The following is a 22,084-nucleotide window of genomic DNA, read 5'->3' as shown; positions in this document are numbered from 1 at the left end:
GAACGATGATCGCAGGCGTCGGCGCGGGCGGGCTGACGCTCGCGCTGGCGGCCTGTGGCGGTGGCGGGGCCGACACGGCGGCCGCCCCTTCCAGCGCAGCCCCTTCCAGTGCGGCGCCGTCCAGCGTCCCGGCCACGTCGGGTTCGGCCGCGCCGGAGGCGCCCGCGGCCGGGCTGGCCAGCACGGCCGACGTGCCCGTCGGCGGCGGGAAGATCTTCGCGTCCGAGAAGATCGTGGTGACGCAGCCGAAGGCCGGGGAGTTCAAGGCGTTCAGCGCGTCCTGCACGCACAGCGGGTGCACCGTGGGCTCCGTCAGCGACGGGACCATCAACTGCCCGTGCCACGGCAGCAAGTTCGCCATCGCCGACGGCGCGGTGGTCAAGGGGCCGGCGACGGCGCCGCTGCCGAGTAAGGACGTCACGGTCGAAGGCGATCAGATCAAGCTCGCCTGAGCGCGCGGCGGAGCGGTCCGTACGGCGGGCCGCTCCGGCCGCATGAGGTTGTCGGTCCGGCGGGCTAGGCTTCTGTCCGTGCCCAGCCCTCTCAGCTTCCGCCCCAGATCCGGCTCCATCCCCGACTCCCCGGGGGTCTACCGGTTCCGGGACGCGCACCGCCGCGTGATCTACGTGGGCAAGGCCAAGAGCCTGCGCCAGCGGCTCAACTCCTACTTCGCGGACTTCGCCGGGCTGCATCCGCGTACCCAGACGATGCTCACCACCGCGGCCGACGTCGACTGGACGGTGGTCGGCACCGAGGTGGAGGCGCTGCAGCTCGAATACTCCTGGATCAAGGAGTTCGACCCGCGCTTCAACGTCAAGTACCGCGACGACAAGTCCTACCCCTACCTCGCGGTCACCATGGGCGAGGACTTCCCGCGCGTGCAGGTGATGCGCGGCGCCAAGCGCAAGGGCACCCGCTACTTCGGCCCCTACTCCCACGCCTGGGCCATCCGCGAGACCGTCGACCTGCTGCTGCGCGTCTTCCCCGTGCGCACCTGCTCGGGCGGGGTGTTCAAGCGGGCGGGCCAGATCGGCCGCCCCTGCCTGCTCGGCTACATCGACAAGTGCTCGGCGCCGTGCGTCGGCCGGGTCACCCCCGAGCAGCACCGTGAGCTGGCCGAGGACTTCTGCGACTTCATGGCGGGCAACACCACCCGCTGGATCAAGCGCCTCGAACAGGACATGCGCGATGCCGCCGCCGAGCAGGAGTACGAGCGGGCCGCGCGGCTGCGCGACGACATCCAGGCGCTGCAGCGGGCGCTGGAGAAGCAGGCCGTGGTGCTCGGCGACGCCACCGACGCCGACGTGATCGCGCTGGCCGAGGACCCGCTCGAAGCGGCCGTCCAGGTCTTCTACGTGCGTGGCGGGCGCATCCGCGGGCAGCGGGGCTGGGTGGTCGACAAGGTCGAGGAGACGACGCCCGGCGAGCTGGTCGAGCACTTCCTGCTGCAGATCTACGCCGAGGGCGAGATCCCGCGCGAGGTGCTGGTCCCCGAGCTGCCGCCGGAGCCGGAGGCGGTCGCGGAGCTGCTGTGCGAGCAGCGCGGCGCCCGGGTCGAGCTGCGCGTGCCGCAGCGCGGCGACAAGAAGTCGCTGATGGAGACCGTCGAGCGCAACGCCAAGGAGTCGCTGGCCCAGCACAAGATCCGCCGGTCGAGCGACCTGACCACCCGCAGCAAGGCGCTGCAGGAGATCGCCGACGCGCTCGACCTCGACCAGGCGCCGCTGCGCATCGAGTGCTACGACGTCTCCCACCTGCAGGGCGAGAACGTCGTGGCCTCCATGGTCGTTTTCGAGGACGGCCTGGCCAGGAAGAGCGAGTACCGCCGCTTCGCGGTCAAGACCAAGGAAGGCGACGTCGCCTCGATCTACGAGGTGATCAAGCGCCGCTTCCGCCGCTACCTCGAAGAGCGCTCCAACACCGGCGAGCTGACGCCGGAGGCGGGCGAGGACGAGGACGGGGTGGCCGCGGGCCCGATCGACCCCGAGACGGGCAGGCCGCGCAAGTTCGCCTATCCGCCCAACCTCGTCGTGGTCGACGGCGCCGGCCCCCAGGCCGCGGCGGCGCAGCGGGCGCTCGACGAGCTCGGCGTGGACGACGTGGCCGTGTGCGGCCTCGCCAAGCGGCTGGAGGAGGTCTGGCTGCCCACCGACGACCAGCCGGTCATCATGCCCCGCTCGAGTGAGGGTCTCTACCTGCTCCAACGTGTACGAGACGAGGCACACCGCTTCGCCATCACCTACCATCGAGCCAAGAGGTCCAAGAGCGTGAAGGAGAGCGCGCTCGACGCGGTGCCCGGCCTGGGCCCGGCGCGCAAGCAGGCGCTGCTCAAGAGGTTCGGCTCGGTCAAGAAGCTCAAGGAAGCCACGGTGGCCGAGATCCGCGAGGTCCCCGGCATCGGCGAGGCGACCGCGGAGATGATCGTGTCGAGGCTGAAGGGGGAAGGACAGTGAGCACCACCGAGCCGGCGTTCGTGATCGTCACCGGCATGTCGGGAGCGGGGCGCAGCACGGCGGCCAAGGCACTGGAGGACCTGGGCTGGTTCGTGATCGACAACCTGCCTCCCGGGTTGCTGTTCGCCATGGCGGAGGAGGCGGGCAAGGTCAAGCTCGCCGCCGACAAGGTGGCGGCCGTCGTCGACGTGCGCAGCCTGGCCTTCACCACCGACCTCAACGCCGCCATCGAGGAGCTCGAGGGCCGCGGCGTCCGGGTCCGCGTGGTGTTCCTGGAGGCCAGTGACGAGGAGCTGGTGCGCCGCTTCGAGAACGTCCGCCGCCCCCACCCGCTGCAGGGCGAGGGCCGCCTGGTCGACGGCATCGCCCGCGAGCGCGGCATCCTGCGCGAGGTGCGGGCCAACGCCGACCTCGTCATCGACACCTCCGCGCACAACGTGCACGAGCTGCGCAACAAGATCGTCGCCTACTTCGGCGGCGAGGACCGGCCGGGGCTGCGGGTCAACGTCCTGTCCTTCGGCTTCAAGTACGGCCTGCCCGTCGACGCCGACCTCGTGGTCGACTGCCGGTTCCTGCCCAACCCCCACTGGGTGCCCGACCTGCGTCCCATGAACGGGCTCGACGCCCCGGTGCGCGAGTACGTGCTCAGCCAGCCGGGGGCCAAGGAGTTCCTCGACGCGTACGAGGAGGTGCTGGGGGTGGTCGCCGCCGGCTACGTGCGCGAGGGCAAGAGCTACGCGACGCTGGCGGTGGGCTGCACGGGCGGCAAGCATCGCAGCGTGGCCATGGCCGAGCAGGTCGCCGCCCGGCTGCGCGACCGCGGGATGGAGGTCCAGGTGAGCCACCGGGATGTGGGCCGCGAGTGACTGACGAACTTCCGGGCGCGGGAGACGCCGATCCGGCGGCTCCCGGCGCCCGTTCGGCGTATCCGGGTGCCGGTTCCGCGGCGCCCGATCCTGCCGCTCCCCCCGGTGTGGCCGCTTCCGACGTGCTCGGGGTGCTGCTGGGGGACGGTACGGCGGTGCCGTACCGGATGGAGGGGCGGCCATCGGTGCGGCCAGAGGCCGGACCGGAGAGCACCGCACCCGACGGCGACACGCGACCACCCGACCAGCACGATGGCGCGGACGGTCAGGATGGTGGGGTTTGGTCGGGTGGGCTGGGGGACTTGGGGGGCTCTGGCGTTGGGCGGCGGGATGGGCCTCGGGTGGTGGCGCTGGGGGGCGGGCACGGGCTCTACGCGTCGCTGTCGGCGCTGCGCGGGGTGGCCGGTGAGCTGACCGCGGTGGTGACGGTCGCCGACGACGGCGGGTCCAGCGGGCGGCTGCGGCGCGAACTCGGTGTGCTGCCGCCCGGCGACCTGCGGATGGCGCTGGCGGCGCTGTGCGGCGACGACGAGTGGGGCGGCACGTGGAGCGAGGTCGTGCAGCACCGCTTCCGGTCCGAGGGTGAGTTGCACGGCCACGCGGTCGGGAACCTGCTGATCGTGGCGCTGTGGGAACTGCTGGGCGATCCGGTGGCCGGGCTCGACTGGGTGGGCAGGCTGCTCAAGGCCCACGGCAGGGTGCTGCCGATGGCCTCGGTGCCGCTGGACATCGTGGCCGAGGTGGAGCTAGACGGGAACATCTCGATCGTGCGCGGGCAGGTGGCGTGCGCGCTGACGCCCGGCCGGGTGCGGGCGGTCTCGCTGGTGCCCGAGGATCCTCCGGCGCGGCCCGAGGCGATCGCGGCGGTGCGGGAGGCGGACTGGGTGGTGTTCGGGCCCGGGTCGTGGTTCACGAGCGTTCTGCCGCATCTGATGGTGCCGGAACTGGCCGGGGCGCTGCACCAGACGCGGGCCCGCCGCCTGGTCACGCTCAACCTGGCGCCCCAGCCGGGCGAGACGGACGACTTCTCCCCTCAGCAACACCTGGAGGTGCTCCGGCAGCACGCGCCCGATCTCGCGGTGGACGTCGTCCTCGCCGACACCGGAGCGGTCGACGACCGCGACGCGGTGGAGAAGGCCGCGGCGGCGCTCGGCGCCCGGCTCGTGACCGCCGACGTGGCCGCCGCCGACGGTTCGCCCAGGCACGACCCACGCCGACTTGCCTCCGTCCTGGACGAGATTTTCCTCCAGAAGCGCTGATCAAGGCCACCTATCGGGGGCGGCAGCCCGAAAGGTGCGAGAGACTGCTGTGAGGCCGGTCTGAATGGGGGAGGACTAACGCTTATGGCGATGACAGGTGTGGTCAAGGACGAACTGAGCCGACTGCCGGTGCTGAAGCCGTGCTGCCGCAAGGCGGAGGTATCGACGCTGCTGCGGTTCGCCAGCGGCCTGCACCTGGTGGGAGGACGGATCGTGATCGAGGCCGAGCTCGACACCAACGCCACCGCCCGCCGGCTGATCAAGGACATCGGTGAGGTGTTCGGGCACAAGGCGGAGGTGCTGGTGCTCGCGCCGGCCGGCCTGCGCAAGGGCTCGCGCTACGTCGTGCGCGTCTACCGCGACGGCGAGGCGCTGGCCCGGCAGACCGGGCTGATCGACAACCACGGCCGGCCGGTGCGCGGCCTGCCGCGTCAGGTGGTGGCGGGGGCCGCCTGCGACGCGGAGGCGGCCTGGCGTGGGGCGTTCCTGGCGCACGGTTCGCTGACCGAGCCGGGGCGGTCGATGTCCCTGGAGGTCACCTGCCCGGGTCCGGAGGCGGCGCTGGCGCTGGTCGGCTCGGCGCGGCGGCTGAAGATCCATGCGAAGGCGCGCGAGGTGCGCGGGGTGGACCGGGTGGTGGTGCGCGACGGCGACGCGATCAGCGCGCTGCTGACCCGCCTGGGGGCGCACGACAGCGTGCTGGCCTGGGAGGAGCGCCGCATGCGCCGCGAGGTGCGGGCCACCGCCAACCGGCTGGCCAACTTCGACGACGCCAACCTGCGCCGCTCGGCGCGCGCGGCGGTGGCGGCGGGGGCGCGGGTGCAGCGGGCGCTGGAGATCCTGGGCGACGACGCGCCCGACCATCTGGTGATCGCGGGACGGCTGCGGGTGGAGCACAAGCAGGCGTCCCTCGAAGAACTCGGGCAGATCGCCGACCCGCCGCTGACCAAGGACGCGATCGCGGGCCGCATCCGCCGCCTGCTCGCCATGGCCGACAAACGCGCCTCCGACCTGGGGATCCCCAGCACCGAGGCCAACCTCACCTCGGACATGCTCGCCCCCTGACCGCTGCTCTCCAGCCGCTGTGTCCATCGCGGGCGCGGTGCGTTCCAGGCGTGTGGTGCTGTCAGGGCGTGCGGGTGTGTTCGGTCCTGTCGGGTGCGGTCCTCAGCCCACCATCCGTTACGGCTCACGCCCCACCACCGCGCACGCGCCGACGTGGGCCGGCCTCTGTGGTGCGGTCCTCAGCCCACCATCCGTTACGGCTCACGCCCCACCACCGCGCACGCGCCGACGTGGGCCGGCCTCTGTCCTGGCCGGTCGTGAGGGCCCACGGGGTCGCTCGCCGTGACGAGCGCCCTGTGGGCCGGTGTCGTGGCCGCCTAGTCTCCCGGTTCGCGGGGTGGGGCGAACATGTCCGGGACCGGGCGGCGCGCGGGCGGCTGCAGCGGCTCGAAGGCGCCTCGCTCCTCAGCGGGCCGCTGCACGGTCGGCCGCTGCGCGGTGGGCTCCTCCGTGGTTTCCCCGGCCCGGTCCTTGACGGCGGTGCTGGAGGCGGCGGTCTGTGCCTCCGGCGGCTGCCCGGTGCTCGCGTCGGCGGCCGGGCGGCGGAACGCGTCGTGGCTGCCCACGGCGGCCGGGTCCGTCGTCGCGGAGTCCTTGCCAGCGTGCGCGGACGTGCCGGGCTGACCGGGCGTGCCGCTGTAACCAGGCGCGCCGGCGTGGCCGGGTGCGTCGGCGTGGTCAGCGCCGGGGGTGCCGGAGGTCGCTGCATGGGCGGGGACGGGGTCGGGCTGGAAGGCTCCTGCGCGGTCGCGGCGGCGCAGGCGGAGGACGCGGAGCAGCGTCAGGAGGAAGGCCGGGGCCGCTGCCATCGCCACGCCGGGCCAGAAGGTCGTGGAGGCGCGGAAGAGCAGAGGCAACTCGGCGATGGCCTGCCAGGTGCGGTCCTCCAGAGTGGCGAGCGGGAAGCCCGCCTTGAAGTAGTACGCCACGTCTGTTCCGACCGATCCGATCGTGCGGGCGCCGAAGGCGTACACGACGGCCACGAGAGGGATCGCCAGGCTGCGTGGGCGGGTCAGCCACAGGGCCAGCCAGATGATCAAGCCGATGAGGAGGCTTGAGGTGACGTTGGCGAGCAGGCGCTGGTCATCTGTGATCCACCTCACGTCGTACGGCAGCATGGAGAAGCCGTACCCGGCCGCGATGTACGCGGCTCCGGCCAGCAGCATGGCGACAAACCCGGCCAACAGCCCTCGTACCAGGCCGGATCGTGGTTGTGACATCTCAGCCCCCAGAGAATGCCGCGAATTTACTCCGACGAGTCGGGCACTTTACTTCAATGGCGCAAATCTCGCTCCCTGATCTGTCATTTCCAGGCCGGGGGGTGTAGTGGTCTAAACCAATTTCGGTCCGATAGGGTTCGTGGTTGAGGTTTCAGCCCGCCATCACGTTCGAGGAGATCGGTTCCCGTGAGCATCCGCGTAGGCGTCAACGGCTTCGGCCGCATCGGTCGCAACTTCTGGCGCGCGGTCGCCGCCAGTGGCAAGGACATCGAGATCGTGGCCGTCAACGACCTGACGGACAACGCGACGCTCGCCCACCTGCTGAAGTACGACAGCATCCTGGGCCGCCTGCCGTACGAGGTGAAGGCCACTGCCGACGAGATCGTCGTCGACGGGAAGACCATCAAGGCCTTCGCCGAGCGTGACCCGGCCAAGCTGCCGTGGGGCGACCTGGGCGTGGACATCGTGCTCGAGTCGACCGGCTTCTTCACCGACGCCAACAAGGCGAAGGTGCACGCCGAGAACGGCGCCAAGAAGGTCATCATCTCCGCTCCGGCGAAGAACGAGGACGTGACCGTCGTCATGGGCGTCAACGACGACAAGTACGACCCGGCCAACCACACGGTCATCTCCAACGCCTCCTGCACGACCAACTGCCTGGCCCCGCTGGCGAAGGTGCTCAACGACGCCTTCGGCATCGAGAAGGGCCTGATGACCACGATCCACGCCTACACCCAGGACCAGAACCTCCAGGACGGCCCGCACGGCGACCTGCGCCGCGCCCGCGCCGCCGCCCTCAACGTGGTGCCCACCTCGACCGGCGCCGCCAAGGCGATCGGCCTGGTGCTGCCCGAGCTCAAGGGCAAGCTGGACGGCTTCGCGATGCGCGTGCCGATCCCCACGGGCTCGGCCACCGACCTCACCGTCGAGGTCCGCCGCGACGTCACCGTCGACGAGGTCAAGGCCGCCTACAAGGCCGCCGCCGAGGGCCCGCTCAAGGGCTACCTGACCTACACCGAGGACGAGATCGTCTCCACCGACATCGTCACCGACCCGGCCTCGTGCATCTTCGACGCCGGCCTCACCAAGGTGATCGGCAACCAGGTCAAGGTCATCGGCTGGTACGACAACGAGTGGGGCTACTCCAACCGCCTCGTGGACCTCATCGAGCTGGTGGGCAAGGACCTGTGACCTTCGCAGACACCGACGTCAGGGGCCGGCGCGTGCTCGTGCGCGCCGACCTCAACGTGCCGCTGGACGGGGAGACGATCACCGACGACGGGCGCATCCGCGCCTCGGTGCCCACCATCAAGGCACTGGCCGAGCAGGGCGCCAAGGTCGTCGTCTGCGCCCACCTGGGCCGCCCCAAGGGCGAGCCCAACCCGAAGTACTCGCTGCGGCCCGTCGCCGCCCGCCTGGGCGAGCTGCTGGGCCGTGAGGTCGCCTTCTCCGGGAAGGTCGTGGACGCCGAGCTCGTCGACGGCCTCAAGGACGGCGACGTGGCGCTGCTGGAGAACCTGCGCTTCGAGCCGGGCGAGGAGTCCAAGGACGACGACGCCCGCCGCGCCTTCGCGCGCAGGCTCGCGGACCTGGCCGACCTCTACGTCGGCGACGGCTTCGGCGCGGTGCACCGCAAGCACGCCAGCGTGTACGACGTGCCCGAGCTGCTGCCGCACGCGATGGGCGGGCTCGTGGCCGCCGAGGTCGAGGTGCTGAAGCGGCTCACCGAGAACCCCGAGCGCCCCTACGTGGTGGTCCTGGGCGGCGCCAAGGTCTCCGACAAGCTCGGCGTCATCGCCAACCTGCTCACGAAGGTGGACCGGCTGCTGATCGGCGGCGGCATGGCGTACACCTTCCTGAAGGCGCAGGGGCACGAGGTCGGGCAGTCGCTCCTGCAGGAGGACCAGCTCGACCAGGTGCGCGGCTTCCTGTCGGAGGCGGTCAAGCGCGGCGTGGACCTGGTGCTGCCGGTCGACGTGCTGGCGGCCACGCACTTCGCCGAGGACGCGCCCTACGAGGTCGTGGCGGCCGACGCGATCCCGGCCGACCGGCAGGGGCTCGACATCGGGCCGAAGACCCGCGAGCTGTTCGCGACCAAGCTCGCCGACGCGCGCACGGTCTTCTGGAACGGCCCGATGGGCGTCTTCGAGTTCGACGCCTACTCCGGGGGAACACGGGCCGTGGCCGAGGCGTTGATCGGCTCGGAGGCCTTCACGGTCGTGGGCGGCGGCGACTCCGCGGCGGCCGTGCGCAGGTTGGGCCTGCCCGAGGACGGCTTCTCCCACATCTCGACCGGTGGTGGCGCTAGCCTCGAGTACCTCGAAGGAAAGACCCTTCCCGGGCTGGAGGCCCTGCAGTGAGAAAGCCGCTCATCGCCGGCAACTGGAAGATGAACCTCAACCACCTCGAGGCCATCGCTCTGGTGCAGAAGCTCGCCTTCGCCCTGAACGACAAGGACTTCGACAAGGTGGAGGTGGCGGTCCTGCCGCCGTTCACCGACCTGCGCAGCGTGCAGACGCTCGTCGACGGCGACAAGCTGCGCATCGTGTACGGCGCGCAGGACATCAGCCGGCACGACGGCGGCGCCTACACCGGCGAGGTGTCCGGCGCGATGCTGGCCAAGCTGGGCTGCTCGTACGTCACCATCGGCCACTCCGAGCGGCGCGAGTACCACGAAGAGGACGACGACCTGGTCAACGCCAAGGTCATGGCCGCCTACCGGCACTCGATCACGCCGATCCTGTGCGTCGGCGAGGGCCTTCCCGTACGGCAGGCGGGCGGCCAGGTGGCGTATTCCGTGTCACAACTCGATGCCGCTCTGCGCAAAGTCACGCCGGAGCAGGCAAAATCGATAGTGGTGGCCTACGAACCGGTCTGGGCGATCGGCACCGGCGAGGTGGCCACCCCGCAGGACGCGCAGGAGGTCTGCGGGGCGCTGCGCGGGCGACTCGCTGAGCTTTACGACGCGGAAGTGGCCGCCGCGGTCCGTATCCTGTACGGAGGATCGGTGAAGTCAGGCAACATCGCCGGGATCATGGCTCAGCCCGATGTCGACGGCGCGCTCGTGGGCGGCGCCAGCATCGACGCCGGGGAGTACGTCAAGATCTGCCGGTTCGGCGAATTGTCCGGCTAACTGGGTCGTTCGGGGGGTGCGACTTGACACCAGGTCGTACCCTCTAGAAGCAAGTTTGAATCGTCACGCGTAACAGTGGATTGAAGGAACAGGCATACCGTGGAAATCGGAATCTCCATCGCCCTCATCCTGGCGAGCCTTCTCATGATCCTGCTCGTCCTGCTCCACAAGGGTAAGGGTGGAGGTCTGTCTGACATGTTCGGCGGCGGCTTCTCGTCGAACTTCGGCGGTTCGTCCGTGGTGGAGCGCAACCTCGACCGGCTGACCGTCATCACCGGCGTGATCTGGTTCGTCTGCATCATCGCGCTCGGCCTGCTGCTCAAGCCCTGAGCTTCCCGGCGACGCGTGACAGTGATTCTCCCCCCGCCGCTCGCGGGGCGATCGAGCAAGGAGTTCATCCGTGGGTAGTGGCAACGCGATCCGTGGCAGCCGTGTCGGCGCCGGCCCGATGGGGGAGGCCGAGCGCGGCGAGGCCGCTCCCCGAGTGCGGGTCTCGTTCTGGTGCGCCAACATGCATGAGACGCGACCCAGCTTCGCCAGTGACGCGGCCGTCCCCGAGCACTGGGACTGCCCGCGCTGTGGCCTCCCGGCCGGCCAGGACGAGGCGGCCCCGCCCGCTCCTCCGAAGAACGAGCCGTACAAGACGCACCTGGCCTACGTGAAGGAGCGCCGGAGCGACAAGGACGGCAAGGCGATCCTGGAGGAGGCGCTCGAGCGCCTGCGCAACAACAAGTCGCCCTGGTAGACGCTTACCCGGCTTGACGGAAGCCCCCGCGCCCTCGCGGGGGCTTCCGTGTGTTCCCGGCGTGCGCGCTCCGGGGTGGTTGGACGCGCAGCCCGATCCTGCACACCGTCCGTGTCCGCGGCGGCGACGCGAGGGGAACCCGCGGTGAAGCCGCGGACAACGCTCCCGGTCAGCGGACGGCGCTCCGGGTCAACGGGCAGCGCTCGGGGTCAACGGGCAGCGCTACCGGTCAGCGGACGGTGCTCGGGGCCATCGGCAGCGCTCCCGGTCAGTCGCCGTAGACCTGCTCGCCGTCCACGAACGTGCGGCGCACGCGGGTCGTCCAGATCTCGCTCTCGGGCAGCGTGAACGGGTCGCGGTCGAGCACCACCAGGTCGGCGGGGCGGCCCGGCTCGACGACGCCGGCGGGGGAGCGGTTGATCCACGCCGATCCGGCCGTGTACGCGGTGAGCGCCTCGGCCAGCCCGATGCGCTGGCCGGGCAGGAACGGCGTCTGCGCGGTCGGGTAGTCCGCGTGCACCGAGCCGCCTGGCTCGGTCCGGTTGACCGCCACGTGCACGCCCTGGATCGGGTCGGCGCTGGAGACCGGCCAGTCGCTGCCCGCGCAGAATCGAGCGCCGCTGGCCAATAGGTCGGCGAAGGGATACTGCCACGACGAGCGCGGCTCGCCGAGGAAGGGCAGCGTCAGTTCGTCCATCTGGGCGTGGTGGGTGGCCCACAGCGGCTGCAGGTTGGCGGTGACGCCGAGGGCGGCGAAGCGCGGCACGTCCGACGGCTCGATGATCTGCAGGTGGGCGATGTGGTGGCGGTTGGCCGGATCGGTGCCCTCGAAGCTGTCCAGCGCCTCGCGCACCGCCCGCTCGCCGATGGCGTGGAAGTGCACCTGGAAGCCGAGCCGGTCCAGTTCGCGCACGTACTCCTTGAGCTTGCCCGGGTCCACGTAGGACAGGCCGGTGCCGCCGCACTTGCAGTACGGCTCCAGCGTCGCGGCGGTGAAGTTCTCCGTGATGCCGTCCTGCATGATCTTCACCGAGGTGGCGCGGAAGCGCTCCAGCCCTTCCGCGGAGGCGCGGCGCTCCACCAGGTCCGGGATCTGCTCGGCGCCCCGGGTCCGGTCCCACCACAGCGCGCCGACCACGCGTGCCTTCAGCCGTCCCGACCGGGCGGCCGACAGATAGGTCGGCAACTGGTCGTCGGAGCCGGCGTAGGAGCCGACGATGGCGTCCTGCCAGCCGGTGATGCCCAGCGAGAACAGGTGCTCCTGGGCGACCGTGAGCGCGTCGTCGGCGTCCTGGGCGGTGGGGCGCGGGGTCAGCAGGCCGACCAGGTCCATGGCGCCCTCGTGCAGGACGCCGCTGGGGGTGCCGTCCTGGTCGCGCTCGATGCGGCCGTCGGGCGGGTCGGGGGTGTCCTTGGTGATCCCGGCGCGCTCCAGGGCGCGGGTGTTGACCCAGGCGGCGTGGTGGTCGCGCTGGATCAGGTAGGCGGGGCGGTCGAGGAAGTCGAGCTGGGAACGGTGCGGCAGGCCGCCGGGGAAGGCCGACATGTCCCAGCCGCCGCCGTCGATCCAGTCCTTGTCCGGGTGGCCGGCCGCGTAGCGGGCGACCTCCCCGAGGTAGGCGTCGAGTCCGTAGACCTCGCTCAGGTCGCACTTGGCGCGCTCCAGTCCGGCCTGCACCGGGTGGACGTGCGCGTCGGTGAAGCCGGGCACCAGCAGGCCGCCGTCCAGGTCCACGCTCTCGTGGCGGGGCGCCTGCCGTACCAGGTCGGCCTCGTCGCCCACGGCGGCGATCACGCCGTCGCGCACGAGCACGGCCTCGGCGAAGCCGCCGAGCGCGGTGAACACGCGCCCGCCGCGGAAGAGGGTCGTCATCGGGGAGGGTTCTCCTTCTAGTGGCCGGTGATGAGGTCGGCGAGGCGGGCCAGGGCCGAGGTGCGGGTCATGGAGCGCTCGCGCTGGTCGGCCATACGGTACAGGCGGTACATGGAGTGCACACCCGCCCACCGCAGCGGCTCCGGCTCCCAGGCGCGCACCTTCCTGCCGACCCACGGCAGCGCGGTCAGCTCGGTGTCCTCGCCGAGGATCAGGTCGCGCAGGGTACGGCCGGCCAGGTTCGTCGTCGTGACCCCGTGGCCCGTGTAGCCGCCGGCCCAGCCGAGCCCGGTGTCACGGTCCAGGTGGACGGTCGAGCACCAGTCGCGGGGCACGCCGAGCACGCCGGACCAGGCGTGGGCGATCTTGGAGGAGGCGGCGCCGGGGAAGAAGTCGATCAGCAGTCGCCACAGCGCCTCGACGGTCCAGTCGTGGGTGTTGCCCCGGGCGTCGACGCGGGAGCCGTACAGGTAGGGGCGGCCGCGGCCGCCGAAGGCGATGCGGTCGTCCTCGGTGCGCTGGGCGTAGATGTAGTAGTGGGCCAGGTCGCCGAGGAGTTCGGCGCCCTGCCAGCCGACCGCGTCCCAGAACGCCTCGGGCAGCGTCTCGGTGACGATCATGGAGCTGTTCATCGGGAGCCACTGGCGGCGCAGGCCCTTGATCTGCGCGGTGAAGCCCTCGGTGGCGCGGATCACGTGCCGGGCCTCGGCGGTGCCGTACGGCGTGATCGCCCGATGCGGCAGGATCCGCGTGACCGGGGTGCGCTCGAAGACGCGCACGCCGAGGTCGCGCACCACGCGCGCCAGGCCGCGCACGAGGTTGGCGGGCTGGATGCGGGCGCAGTGCGGCGTCCAGACCGCGCTCACGGCGCCGGCCACCCGCACGTGACCGGACGGGTCCACCACGCGCAGGTCCTCCTCGCGCAGGCCGATGGCGCGTGCGTCGGCGACCAGTTCGCGCAGCCGTCCCGTCTGGGCGCTGGTGCGGGCCACTGTGAGCTCGCCGCCCTTGACGATGCCGGCCTCGATGTCCTCCTTGGCGCAGACGGCGATGACCTCGTCGATCGTGGCGTACATCTCCCGCTGCAGCGCCCGCGCGCCCTGCTCGCCGTGGGTCTTGGCGTAGCGCTCGTGGGAGCCGGCCAGCGCGCCGGTGAGCCAGCCGCCGTTGCGGCCGGAGGCGCCGAAGCCGGCGAACTCCTGCTCCAGCACCACGACGTCGAGCGCGGGCCGGGCCTTCTTGAGGTAGTACGCGGTCCACAGTCCGGTCAGGCCCGCGCCGACGATGACCACGTCCGCCCGGAGGTCGCCGTCCAGTCGCGGCCCGGGCTCCGGCACGCCGGAGGAGCGATACCAGAAAGACACCTCGCCGTTGACGAAGTCCTCAGATAGTGGCACACGCGCGTTCATAGCACCCCATCTTCCAGCATCCAGGATGTAACACGCTGCATCGAAAAGGGGGGTGGGCGAAACAGAGTGTTAGCTTGTCCGAAACAGCCTCCTCGCAGGCTGGAAGGCATGGCTTTCCTGCGTATTCGCACCACGGTCGACGAACGTCCGGGCCGGCTGGCCTCGCTGGCGGCCGCGCTGGCCGGCCGGGGCGGCAACATCCTCGGACTCAGCGTGCAGACCGACGCCGAGGGGACCGTCGACGAGTTCGTCACTGAGATCTCCGCCACACCCGAGACCGTCCGCGCGGACCTGGAGGCGGCCGGCGGGCGCAGGGTGCGGGTGGTGCCCGCCACCGCCCACGAGCTGACCGACGAGCCCACCAGGGCGCTGCTGCTGGCCTCCCGGCTGCGCTCGGCGCCGTGGCGGCTGCCCGAGCTGCTGGCCGAGCTGCTGCGCGCGGACGACGGCCGATGGACCTATGGTGAAGCGGTGAGCGATCTTCCCGATCCGACCCGGCTGGTGGTGCCGGTCGCCGCGCGGCGTGCGGTCCGGCTGCGCCGCGCCGAGCTGCCCTTCACGCTGACCGAGGCGGCTCGGGCGGCCTCCTTCGTACGGCTGGCGCAGCCGCCACCCGGCCAGGCCGCCGCCGAGGAGAGCCTCAGGCTGGCCGACGGGGCCCAGGTCACGGTCAAGCCGCTCACCGGGATCTACCGCGAGGCCGTACGGGACCTGCACGACCGGTGCTCGCCGGAGGCGCGCAGGTTCCGTTACTTCACCTCGATGCCGGCGCTGCCGCCGCGCATGTTCGACCGCCTGTGCGACCGCACCCGCGGCCACTCCCTCGTGGCCGGGCACGACGGGCAGGTCGTGGCGATGGCGAACCTGATGTTCACTCCGGATCCGGGCATCGCCGAGATGGCCTTCCTGGTCGAGGACCGCTGGCAGGGGCGCGGTCTGGGCACGGTGCTGGCCAGGATGCTCGTGACCGAGGCCCGCGACCATGGCTACGCCGAGGTGCGGGCCACGATGCTCTCCGACAACGTGCGCATGCGCCGCCTGCTCGTCTCGCTCGGGGCGACGCTCGGCTACACCGAGGACCCGGGCGTCGTCGAGGCCCGCCTGCCGGTGGGCGCCCTGACCTCAGCCTGACGCGGCGTCGCCTTCGTCGCGATCCTCACCGGGTTCGCGGCCGTGCTCGTCGGCGGGTCTTGCGTCCTGGTCGTGCGGATCGTCCTGTCTGCGCTGGTCGTCGTGGCGGGTGACGCCCAGGTGCCGCTCGACGCGCTGCATGGTGGCCTCGATGCGCCGCAGGGCGGCCTCGATGCGCGTGAGCCGTTCCTCCAGGTGGAGCGCCCTCTGCCCGGTCAGCGGCGGCTCGGTCAGGCTCTCGGGGCTGCGCCCGCGGGTCGTCTCCACGACCTTCCCCCGCAGGACGCTCAGGTTCGCCCCCTGCTTGACCAGGACCTGCGCGGCCACCCCCTCGCCCTCCCTGATCAGCCCGAGCAGGATGTGCTCGGTGCCGATGTAGTTGTGGTGCAGTTGCAACGCCTCGCGCAGCGACAGCTCCAGCACCTTCTTGGCCCGCGGCGTGAACGGGATGTGCCCCGAGGGCGCCGACTGGCCGTGCCCGATCATCTGCTCGACCTCGACGCGCACGTCGGTCAGCGAGACGCCGTTCTCCCGCAGCACCAGGGCGGCGATCCCCTCGCCCTCGTGGATCAGCCCGAGCAGGATGTGCTCGGTGCCGATGTAGTTGTGATTGAGCATCCTGGCCTCTTCCTGGGCCAGAACCACCACGCGGCGGGCACGGTCGGTGAAACGCTCGAACACGGGGGCCTCCCGGCTAAGAGGGCTGATTCCACTATGCGCTACAAACCCCTAGATGTGGGGTAATTGACAGGTGTGGATCTTGACGAGGTGGCGGACCGCCTGTATGGCCTTCCGCCTGCCGACTTCACCGCCGCGCGCACGGCTGAGGCCGCCGCGGCGAAGGAGTCCGGTGACGTACGGCTGGCGCGCGAGATCGCCGGGCTGCGCAAGCCCACGGTCTCGGCCGGGGCGGTGAACCGCGCCCGCAGGGATCACCCCGAGCTGCTGGACGAACTGCTGTCCCTGGGCGAGGACCTGCGCGCCGCGTGGGCCGAGGGCGACACCGGCGCGCTGGCCGAGCTGACCGGGCGCCGCGGCGAGGTGACCGGCAGGCTCGCCCGCCTGCTGCGCGAGGGCCTGTCCGGGGCGGCGGCCATGGAGGTCGACCAGACCCTCGACGCGGCCGTGGTGGACGAGGAGGCGGCGGGCCTGGTCCGGCTCGGCCGCCTGGTCAAGCCGCTCAGCTACAGCGGCTTCGGCGGCCCGTCGGGACTGCCGTCGGCCGGTCCGGGCCTCGGCCGCGGCGCCGCCCGGCCGCGCCGCGCCACCCGGTCACCGGAGGAGGCCGAGCGCGAGCGCCAGGAGGCCGAGGAACGGCGGGCCAGGGAGTTGGCCCAGGCCGAGGCCGACTACCAGGAGTGGCGGGACACGCTGGCGCTGGCCGTACAGGAGCTGGACGAGATCTCCGAGAAGGTGGCCAAGCTGGAGAAGAAGCTGGTCAAGGCCCGCAAGAAGCAGAACGAGAGCCGCCAGCGCGTCGAGGTCGCCCGCCGGGAGGAGCGCCTGGCCCGCCAGCGCCTGGAGAAGGCCCACTAGCCGCCCTGGCCGGCGGGCCCGCGCTCACGACCGGCCGGGGTATCGCTCGATGAGCGCGTGGCCGATCGAGGTGAGGTGGTCCCGCACGCCAGGCGGGCCGGTCACCTCGAGCCATTCGACCAGTCCGGCGAGCTCGCCGGCGAGCGCGTACTCGTTGTAGCCGCGGATCACGACCTCGATGCGGCCGTCGATCGTGGCGCCTCCGACCTCGAGCCGGTCCCTGAGCGTCATGCGGAGCTTGCCGATGCCCGGGGGGGTGCACACGGCCCGGACTTCGAGGGGTGTCCGTCTGCGGTCGACCTCGCCGGCGATCTCCCTCCAGCTCTCGGCGAGGTCGAACCCCTCGGGACGGTGCACGGGATCGCCGGTCGGCTCGACGGACGACACGCGGTCGATCCGGAACGTCCGCCGGCCGGCGTCGGTGTGGGCGACGAGGTACCAGGTCGGTCCCTTGGCGACGACGCCGAGCGGGTGGACGATCCGCTCGGTCACCGAGCCGTCGCCGTCGACGTAGCCGATCCGGGTCTGGACGCCCCGGATCACCGCTTCCTGGAGGTCGTCGAGGAACGGCGGGCTGGTGGGCTCGGCCGCGCTGACACCCCATCGATGCGGATCCACCAGCCGCGACGACGCCGCCGCCTGTGCCAGTGCCCGGAAGGGCTCGGGCAGGGCTTGGACGAGCTTGCGCAGAGCGGCCTTGGCCGCCGGGTCCGCCGTCGAGGCCGGGCTGGCCGCCAGGAACAGGGCCCTGGCCTCCTTCGCGGTCAACCCGGTCAGGTCGGTACGGGCGCCGCCCACGAGGCGCCAGCCGCCTCCCCGGCCCTGCGCGGAGTACACGGGGACCCCCGCCATGGCCAGAGCGTCGAGGTCACGACGGGCGGTGCTCTCGGAGATCTCCAGCTCCCGGGCGACCTCCGCCGCCGTCACCTGCTCGCGCTGTTGCAGCAGGAGGAGGATGGCCACCAGCCGGTCTGCTCGCATGCCGATGACACTTTCACATCAAACCGCTCAGGAGATGACCTGTTTCGGTCGCCATGATGGCGACGCGACCCCGGACAACGACCGGGGGTCCGTGGGAAACAGACGAAGAGGATGTGCGCGTGTTCAACCCCAGCGATTTTCCCCAGCCCACCCGAATTCCCGTCAACGGCGTGGAACTCGAGGTCTTCGAGGCCGGACAGCGAGGTGCGGGAAAGCCCATCGTTCTCTGTCACGGCTGGCCGGAGCATGCCTTTTCCTGGCGCCACCAGATGCCGGCCCTCGCCGCGGCCGGATATCACGTCATCGTCCCGAACCAGCGGGGCTACGGTCATTCCTCCCGTCCCGCCGAGGTCACCGACTACGACCTCGAACACCTGGCGGGCGATCTCGTCGCGCTTCTCGATCACTACGGGTACGAGGACGCCACCTTCGTCGGCCACGACTGGGGGGCGTTCGTGGTGTGGGGGCTGACCCTTCTGCACCCCAGCAGGGTGAACAAGGTGATCGCGCTCAGCGTGCCGTATCTCGAGCGGGGAGAGCGGCCGTGGGTCGAATCCATGGAGGCCGTGCTCGGTGGCGACTACTACTTCGTTCACTTCAATCGCCGGCCGGGCGTCGCGGACGCGGTGCTCGACGAGAACACGTCCCGGTTTCTTCGCAACCTGTTCCGGAAGAACGAGCCCGCGACCGAGCCTCAGCCGGGAATGGTGATGATGAACCTCGCCAGAGCGGAAACACCGCTCGGTGAGCCTCTCATGAGCGACGGCGAACTGGCCGTTCTCGTCTCGGCCTTCGAATCGACGGGATTCACGGCGAGCATCAACTGGTACCGGAACGTCGACCGTAACTGGCGCCTTCTGGCGGACGTGGACCCGATCATCCGGCAGCCAGCGCTCATGATCTACGGCGACAGGGACCTGGTCGCACGAGGTGAGAACCTGTCGGAGTTCGTGCCCAACGTGGAGGTGGTCAGCCTCGACTGCGGGCACTGGATCCAGCAGGAGAAGCCGGAGGAGACGAACCGGCTGATGCTGAAGTGGCTGGAACAGCAGGACGCCACCTGACCGGCCGGCACCACGCCGAGACTCGGCCGCACTGACGATCGTGGCTGGAGCAGTGCCTCAGGGGGCGGTTGGTGGGGGTCAGCGGGTGGCGTGGGCCAGGTGGGCGCAGACGGGGAAGCCGTCCTCGGCGTAGGGGGCGGCCAGAGTGAGGTAGGCGTGGCGGATGCGGTCGATCGTGGCGGCGTCCTGTTCGAGGATGAACGCGAAACGCGGGCCGGCGGCGGAGGTGATGTCGTCCCACCAGGCGGCGAGGTCGACGCGGTGCCGCCAGCGCAGGGTGTCGACCGCGCCGCCGGCGAAGCCGGTCTCCCTGAGCAGGGTGGTGAAGGCCGCGGGAGAGGCGTAGGGGTCGAAGTCGCGGGGCGGGGGTGGCGGACCGGGCAGGCCGGCGGCGGTGGCGGCGTCGGCGAGCAGGGTGGTGGCGGGCATCTCCTCGCGTTTCCACCAGCTCAGGGCGAGGGTGCCGCCGGGGCGCAGGACGCGGTGGAGTTCGGCGAGGGTGGCCGGGGTGTCGGGGGCGTGCTGGATGACGAAGTTGCCCGCCACCGCGTCGAAGGCGCCGTCGGGGAAGGGGAGTTCGGGCAGGGCGGCCAGGCGTACCTCGGCGTGGGGGTGGGCGCGGGCGGTGTGTTCGAGCATGTCCAGGTCGGCGTCCACGGCCGTGACGTCGGCGCCCAGGGCCAGGGCCGCCGCGGTCACCACTCCGGTCCCGCAGCCGAGGTCGAGCAGCCGCGGCGCGCGGCTCTTGCGGACGAGGTTGAGCAGCGGGTCCACGGTGTGGGCGGTGAGGCTCGCGAAGCCGCGGGCGTACGCCTCGGGGTCGGTCACGCACGGCAGCCTACCCCGGCCACCGAAACTGACATTCTTGTGAGAGATTGAGCGTCAAAGCCTGTCCTGGCCGGGAAAACGCGGCCTATCGTCGTCCGCATGACGATCGACGCCTTCATCGACGCCCTGCCCAAGGTGGAACTCCACGTTCATCTGATCGGCTCCGCCTCCGTCCCCACGGTGCTGGAGCTGTCGCGGCGCCACCCCGGGAGCGGCGTGCCCACCACCGAGGAGGAACTGCGCGCCTTCTACACCTTCACCGACTTTCCGCACTTCGCCCGTGTCTACCAGGCGGTCAACGCGTTGGTCCGCGAGCCCGAGGATGTCGCCACCCTGGTCCTGGGCCTGGCTCGCGACCTGGCCGCCCAGAACACCCGTTATGTGGAACTCCAGGTGACCCCGTACGCCCACGCGATCATGGGCATGCCGATGCGCGAGGTGACCGAGGCCCTGGACCTGGCCGCCTCCGCCGCCCTGCGCGAGCACGGCGTGAGGACGGCCTACATCTTCGACATCCCCGGCGAGTACGGCGAAGCCGCCGCCCGCATCACCCTCGACCACGCCCTGAACGAACCTCCCGCTGCTTTGGTAGGTTTCGGCCTGGGCGGCATCGAACAGGCGCGCCCCGCCTACCGCGACGCCTTCCGTGACGCGTTCTCCGCCGCCCGGGCCGCGGGCCTGCACAGCGTCCCGCACGGCGGCGAGATGACCGGTCCCGAGACGATCTGGGAGGTCATCGAGGGGCTCGGCGCCGAGCGCATCGGCCACGGCATCAACTGCCTGGCCGACGAACGCCTGGTCGCCTACCTGCGCGAGACCCAGACCCCGCTGGACGTCTGCCCCACCTCCAACGTGTGCACGGGCCAGGTGGGCACGCTGGCCGACCACCCGTTGCCGCGCCTGCTGGAGGAGGGCCTGTACGTGACGCTGAACAGCGACGACCCGCCCATGTTCGCGACAACCCTGACCCAGGAGTACAAGGCCGCCAACACGTTGGGCCTGGGCACGGACCAACTCGCCCAACTGGCCCGCAACGGCGTGAACGCCTCCTACCTCCCCCAGGAGGCCAAGCAGGCCCTCCTGGCGGAGATAGATGCCGTCCCAACCCGGTAGGGCGGGGGACCCGCGAGGCGGCCCACGGGGCGCTCGTCACGGCGAGCGACCCCGTGGGCCCTCACGACCGGCCAGGACAGAGGCCCGCCCACGTCGGCGCGTGCGCGGTGGTGGGGCGTGAGCCGTAACGGATGGTGGCTTCGGGACCGCACGCGACGCCACGCCCGCACCGACGACCGGGGCGGAAACTCAGAGACCCGGCGTGTAGAGGAGCCGGTTGGGTGAGCCGGAGCCGGGGCTGCGGACGACGCCCGTGGTGGCGTTGGCGACGATGGCGTCGCGGACCTGCTGTGGAGTGGCGGTGGGGTGGCCCTGCAGATACGCGGCCGCGGCGCCCGCGACGTGCGGAGCCGACATCGACGTCCCGCTGATCGTGTTCGTGGCGCTGTCGGAGGTGTGCCAGGCCGAGGTGATGTTGAAGCCCGGCGCGAACAGGTCCACGCACGGCCCGCGGTTGCCCCACGACGGCTTGGTGTCGGAGATGTTCGTGATCGACACCGTGATCGCCTCCGGCACCCGGGCTGGCGACTGCGTGCACGCGTCCAGCGCGAACAGCCCGAGGAACCCGTTGCCCGCCGCGATCGAGTAGCTGACGCCGGAGGCGATCGAGCCCTTCACCGCGTCGTCCAGCGCCGTGTTGGCCGAGCCGCCCAGGCTCATGTTGGCGACGGCAGGCTCGACGGCGTTGGCGGTGACCCAGTCGATCCCGGCGATGACCTGCGCGGTGGTGCCCGAGCCCTGGCAGTTCAGGACGCGCACGCCGACCAGCGTCACCAGCTTGGCCACGCCGTGCGCGGTGCCGCCGGTGGTTCCGGCGACATGGGTGCCGTGGCCGTTGCAGTCGTTGCCGTTCTGGCCGTCGCCGATGGCGTCGAACCCGATCGAGGCGCGCCCGCCGAAGTCGCCGTGGCTGGGCCTGATGCCGGTGTCGATGATGTACGCCCGCACGCCCTGCCCGGTGGGCCCGTAGGTGTAGGAGCTGTTGAGCGGCAGGTTGCGCTGGTCGATCCGGTCCAGCCCCCACGACGGCGGATTGGGCTGGGTGTCGGAGGCGCGGTGGATCGCGTTCTGCTGCACGTAGGCGACGGCGGGGTCGGCGGCCATGCGGCGCGCCTGCCGCTCGGAGGCGTTCACGGCGAAGCCGCGCAGCGCGTGCCGGTACTCGGCGAACGTCGTGCCCCCGTGCCGCGCGGTCAGGTCGTGGGCCCGGGAACGCACCTCGGCGGCGTCCTTGAGCACCACGATGTAGCTTCCCGCCACCGGCTCGGCCTCCGGGGTGAGGATCCTCCCGGACGGAGCCGGGTCGGCGAGCGCGGGGGTGGTGCCCGCCAGGACGGTGGCGGCGGCCGCGGCCAGGGCGGCTGCCCAGCGGAGTAACGCCATGGGGGTATCCCTTCGTGAGGATTCG

The 22,084-nt window shown here is 71.4% G+C and carries 20 protein-coding genes and 1 pseudogene; 14 read left to right on the top strand and 7 right to left on the bottom strand.

Annotated elements, in window-relative coordinates; translation table 11 throughout:
• Window positions 1-5: 5 nt before the first annotated feature.
• The 5 genes from ACIBEJ_RS38445 to whiA all read left to right on the top strand — a co-directional run bounded on the left by ACIBEJ_RS38445 (window position 6) and on the right by whiA (window position 5,643).
• Window positions 6-452 (top strand): Rieske (2Fe-2S) protein, encoded by a 447-nt coding sequence (locus tag ACIBEJ_RS38445; protein ID WP_397187857.1) that lies wholly within the window; start codon window positions 6-8, stop codon window positions 450-452.
• A 42-nt stretch (window positions 453-494) separates the two neighbouring features.
• Complete coding sequence (gene uvrC, locus ACIBEJ_RS38440; RefSeq protein WP_397187856.1) at window positions 495-2,453, top strand: excinuclease ABC subunit UvrC; 1,959 nt, start codon at window positions 495-497, stop codon at window positions 2,451-2,453.
• Window positions 2,450-3,319, top strand: coding sequence for an RNase adapter RapZ (gene rapZ, locus ACIBEJ_RS38435; RefSeq protein WP_397187855.1), 870 nt, complete (start codon window positions 2,450-2,452; stop codon window positions 3,317-3,319). Before uvrC ends, rapZ begins: the two co-directional genes overlap by 4 nt.
• Window positions 3,320-3,660: 341 nt before the next feature.
• Window positions 3,661-4,578: a uridine diphosphate-N-acetylglucosamine-binding protein YvcK gene (gene yvcK / locus ACIBEJ_RS38430; protein ID WP_397187854.1), complete on the top strand. Its 918-nt coding sequence runs from the start codon at window positions 3,661-3,663 to the stop codon at window positions 4,576-4,578.
• A gap of 84 nt (window positions 4,579-4,662) precedes the next feature.
• Window positions 4,663-5,643, top strand: coding sequence for a DNA-binding protein WhiA (whiA, locus tag ACIBEJ_RS38425; RefSeq protein ID WP_379617619.1), 981 nt, complete (start codon window positions 4,663-4,665; stop codon window positions 5,641-5,643).
• 317 nt (window positions 5,644-5,960) lie between these two features.
• Here whiA and ACIBEJ_RS38420 read toward each other — a convergent pair whose 3' ends face one another.
• Window positions 5,961-6,827, bottom strand: a complete 867-nt coding sequence (locus tag ACIBEJ_RS38420; protein WP_397187853.1) for a hypothetical protein — start codon at window positions 6,825-6,827, stop codon at window positions 5,961-5,963.
• A 222-nt stretch (window positions 6,828-7,049) separates the two neighbouring features.
• Here ACIBEJ_RS38420 and gap point away from each other — a divergent pair, with 222 nt between their 5' ends.
• The 5 genes from gap to ACIBEJ_RS38395 all read left to right on the top strand — a co-directional run bounded on the left by gap (window position 7,050) and on the right by ACIBEJ_RS38395 (window position 10,741).
• Window positions 7,050-8,054, top strand: a complete 1,005-nt coding sequence (gene gap / locus ACIBEJ_RS38415) for a type I glyceraldehyde-3-phosphate dehydrogenase (protein ID WP_397187852.1) — start codon at window positions 7,050-7,052, stop codon at window positions 8,052-8,054.
• A complete protein-coding gene (locus ACIBEJ_RS38410; protein WP_397187851.1) occupies window positions 8,051-9,223 on the top strand; it encodes a phosphoglycerate kinase in 1,173 nt (390 codons plus the stop codon). Before gap ends, ACIBEJ_RS38410 begins: the two co-directional genes overlap by 4 nt.
• Window positions 9,220-9,996 (top strand): triose-phosphate isomerase, encoded by a 777-nt coding sequence (gene tpiA / locus ACIBEJ_RS38405; RefSeq protein ID WP_397187850.1) that lies wholly within the window; start codon window positions 9,220-9,222, stop codon window positions 9,994-9,996. The genes ACIBEJ_RS38410 and tpiA overlap by 4 nt, the downstream gene beginning before the upstream one ends.
• 99 nt (window positions 9,997-10,095) lie before the next feature.
• Window positions 10,096-10,326 carry a preprotein translocase subunit SecG gene (secG, locus tag ACIBEJ_RS38400; RefSeq protein WP_379617630.1) on the top strand — a complete coding sequence of 77 codons (231 nt, stop codon included), beginning with the start codon at window positions 10,096-10,098 and terminating at the stop codon, window positions 10,324-10,326.
• Window positions 10,327-10,396: 70 nt separating this feature from the next.
• Window positions 10,397-10,741, top strand: a complete 345-nt coding sequence (locus ACIBEJ_RS38395; RefSeq protein ID WP_184974105.1) for an RNA polymerase-binding protein RbpA — start codon at window positions 10,397-10,399, stop codon at window positions 10,739-10,741.
• A 268-nt stretch (window positions 10,742-11,009) separates the two neighbouring features.
• Here the strand turns inward: ACIBEJ_RS38395 and ACIBEJ_RS38390 are convergent, their stop codons facing one another.
• Window positions 11,010-12,614, bottom strand: a complete 1,605-nt coding sequence (locus tag ACIBEJ_RS38390) for an amidohydrolase (protein ID WP_397187849.1) — start codon at window positions 12,612-12,614, stop codon at window positions 11,010-11,012.
• A 17-nt stretch (window positions 12,615-12,631) separates the two neighbouring features.
• Window positions 12,632-14,023 carry an NAD(P)/FAD-dependent oxidoreductase gene (locus ACIBEJ_RS38385; protein ID WP_397187848.1) on the bottom strand — a complete coding sequence of 464 codons (1,392 nt, stop codon included), beginning with the start codon at window positions 14,021-14,023 and terminating at the stop codon, window positions 12,632-12,634.
• 108 nt (window positions 14,024-14,131) lie between these two features.
• Here ACIBEJ_RS38385 and ACIBEJ_RS38380 point away from each other — a divergent pair, with 108 nt between their 5' ends.
• Window positions 14,132-15,154 (top strand): GNAT family N-acetyltransferase, encoded by a 1,023-nt coding sequence (locus ACIBEJ_RS38380; protein WP_397187847.1) that lies wholly within the window; start codon window positions 14,132-14,134, stop codon window positions 15,152-15,154.
• A 284-nt stretch (window positions 15,155-15,438) separates the two neighbouring features.
• Here ACIBEJ_RS38380 and ACIBEJ_RS38375 read toward each other — a convergent pair.
• A pseudogene (locus tag ACIBEJ_RS38375) lies at window positions 15,439-15,835 on the bottom strand (Clp protease N-terminal domain-containing protein); the annotation flags it as partial.
• 87 nt (window positions 15,836-15,922) lie between these two features.
• Here ACIBEJ_RS38375 and ACIBEJ_RS38370 point away from each other — a divergent pair.
• Window positions 15,923-16,690, top strand: a complete 768-nt coding sequence (locus tag ACIBEJ_RS38370) for a hypothetical protein (RefSeq protein ID WP_397187846.1) — start codon at window positions 15,923-15,925, stop codon at window positions 16,688-16,690.
• A 24-nt stretch (window positions 16,691-16,714) separates the two neighbouring features.
• Here ACIBEJ_RS38370 and ACIBEJ_RS38365 read toward each other — a convergent pair whose 3' ends face one another.
• Window positions 16,715-17,671 carry a helix-turn-helix transcriptional regulator gene (locus tag ACIBEJ_RS38365; RefSeq protein WP_397187845.1) on the bottom strand — a complete coding sequence of 319 codons (957 nt, stop codon included), beginning with the start codon at window positions 17,669-17,671 and terminating at the stop codon, window positions 16,715-16,717.
• Between the two features lie 119 nt (window positions 17,672-17,790).
• Here ACIBEJ_RS38365 and ACIBEJ_RS38360 point away from each other — a divergent pair, with 119 nt between their 5' ends.
• Window positions 17,791-18,735, top strand: coding sequence for an alpha/beta fold hydrolase (locus tag ACIBEJ_RS38360; RefSeq protein ID WP_397187844.1), 945 nt, complete (start codon window positions 17,791-17,793; stop codon window positions 18,733-18,735).
• A 78-nt stretch (window positions 18,736-18,813) separates the two neighbouring features.
• Here ACIBEJ_RS38360 and ACIBEJ_RS38355 read toward each other — a convergent pair whose 3' ends face one another.
• The gene (locus ACIBEJ_RS38355; protein WP_397187843.1) at window positions 18,814-19,563 is read right to left on the bottom strand and encodes a class I SAM-dependent methyltransferase; all 750 of its coding nucleotides are present in this window, start codon (window positions 19,561-19,563) and stop codon (window positions 18,814-18,816) included.
• 99 nt (window positions 19,564-19,662) lie between these two features.
• On the opposite strand from ACIBEJ_RS38355, the gene add reads away from it, so the two are divergent.
• Window positions 19,663-20,676: an adenosine deaminase gene (gene add, locus ACIBEJ_RS38350; protein WP_397187842.1), complete on the top strand. Its 1,014-nt coding sequence runs from the start codon at window positions 19,663-19,665 to the stop codon at window positions 20,674-20,676.
• 189 nt (window positions 20,677-20,865) lie between these two features.
• On the opposite strand, the gene ACIBEJ_RS38345 is transcribed toward add, so the two are convergent.
• On the bottom strand, window positions 20,866-22,059 hold the full coding sequence (locus ACIBEJ_RS38345; RefSeq protein WP_397187841.1) for a S8 family serine peptidase: 1,194 nt from the start codon (window positions 22,057-22,059) through the stop codon (window positions 20,866-20,868).
• Window positions 22,060-22,084 lie beyond the last annotated feature (25 nt).

It is taken from the genome of Nonomuraea sp. NPDC050790 (assembly GCF_044456745.1).
Taxonomy (GTDB): Bacteria; Actinomycetota; Actinomycetes; order Streptosporangiales; family Streptosporangiaceae; genus Nonomuraea.
The sequence above is the reverse complement of the archived record's forward strand: the minus strand, read 5'-3'. Positions and strand labels throughout refer to the sequence as shown.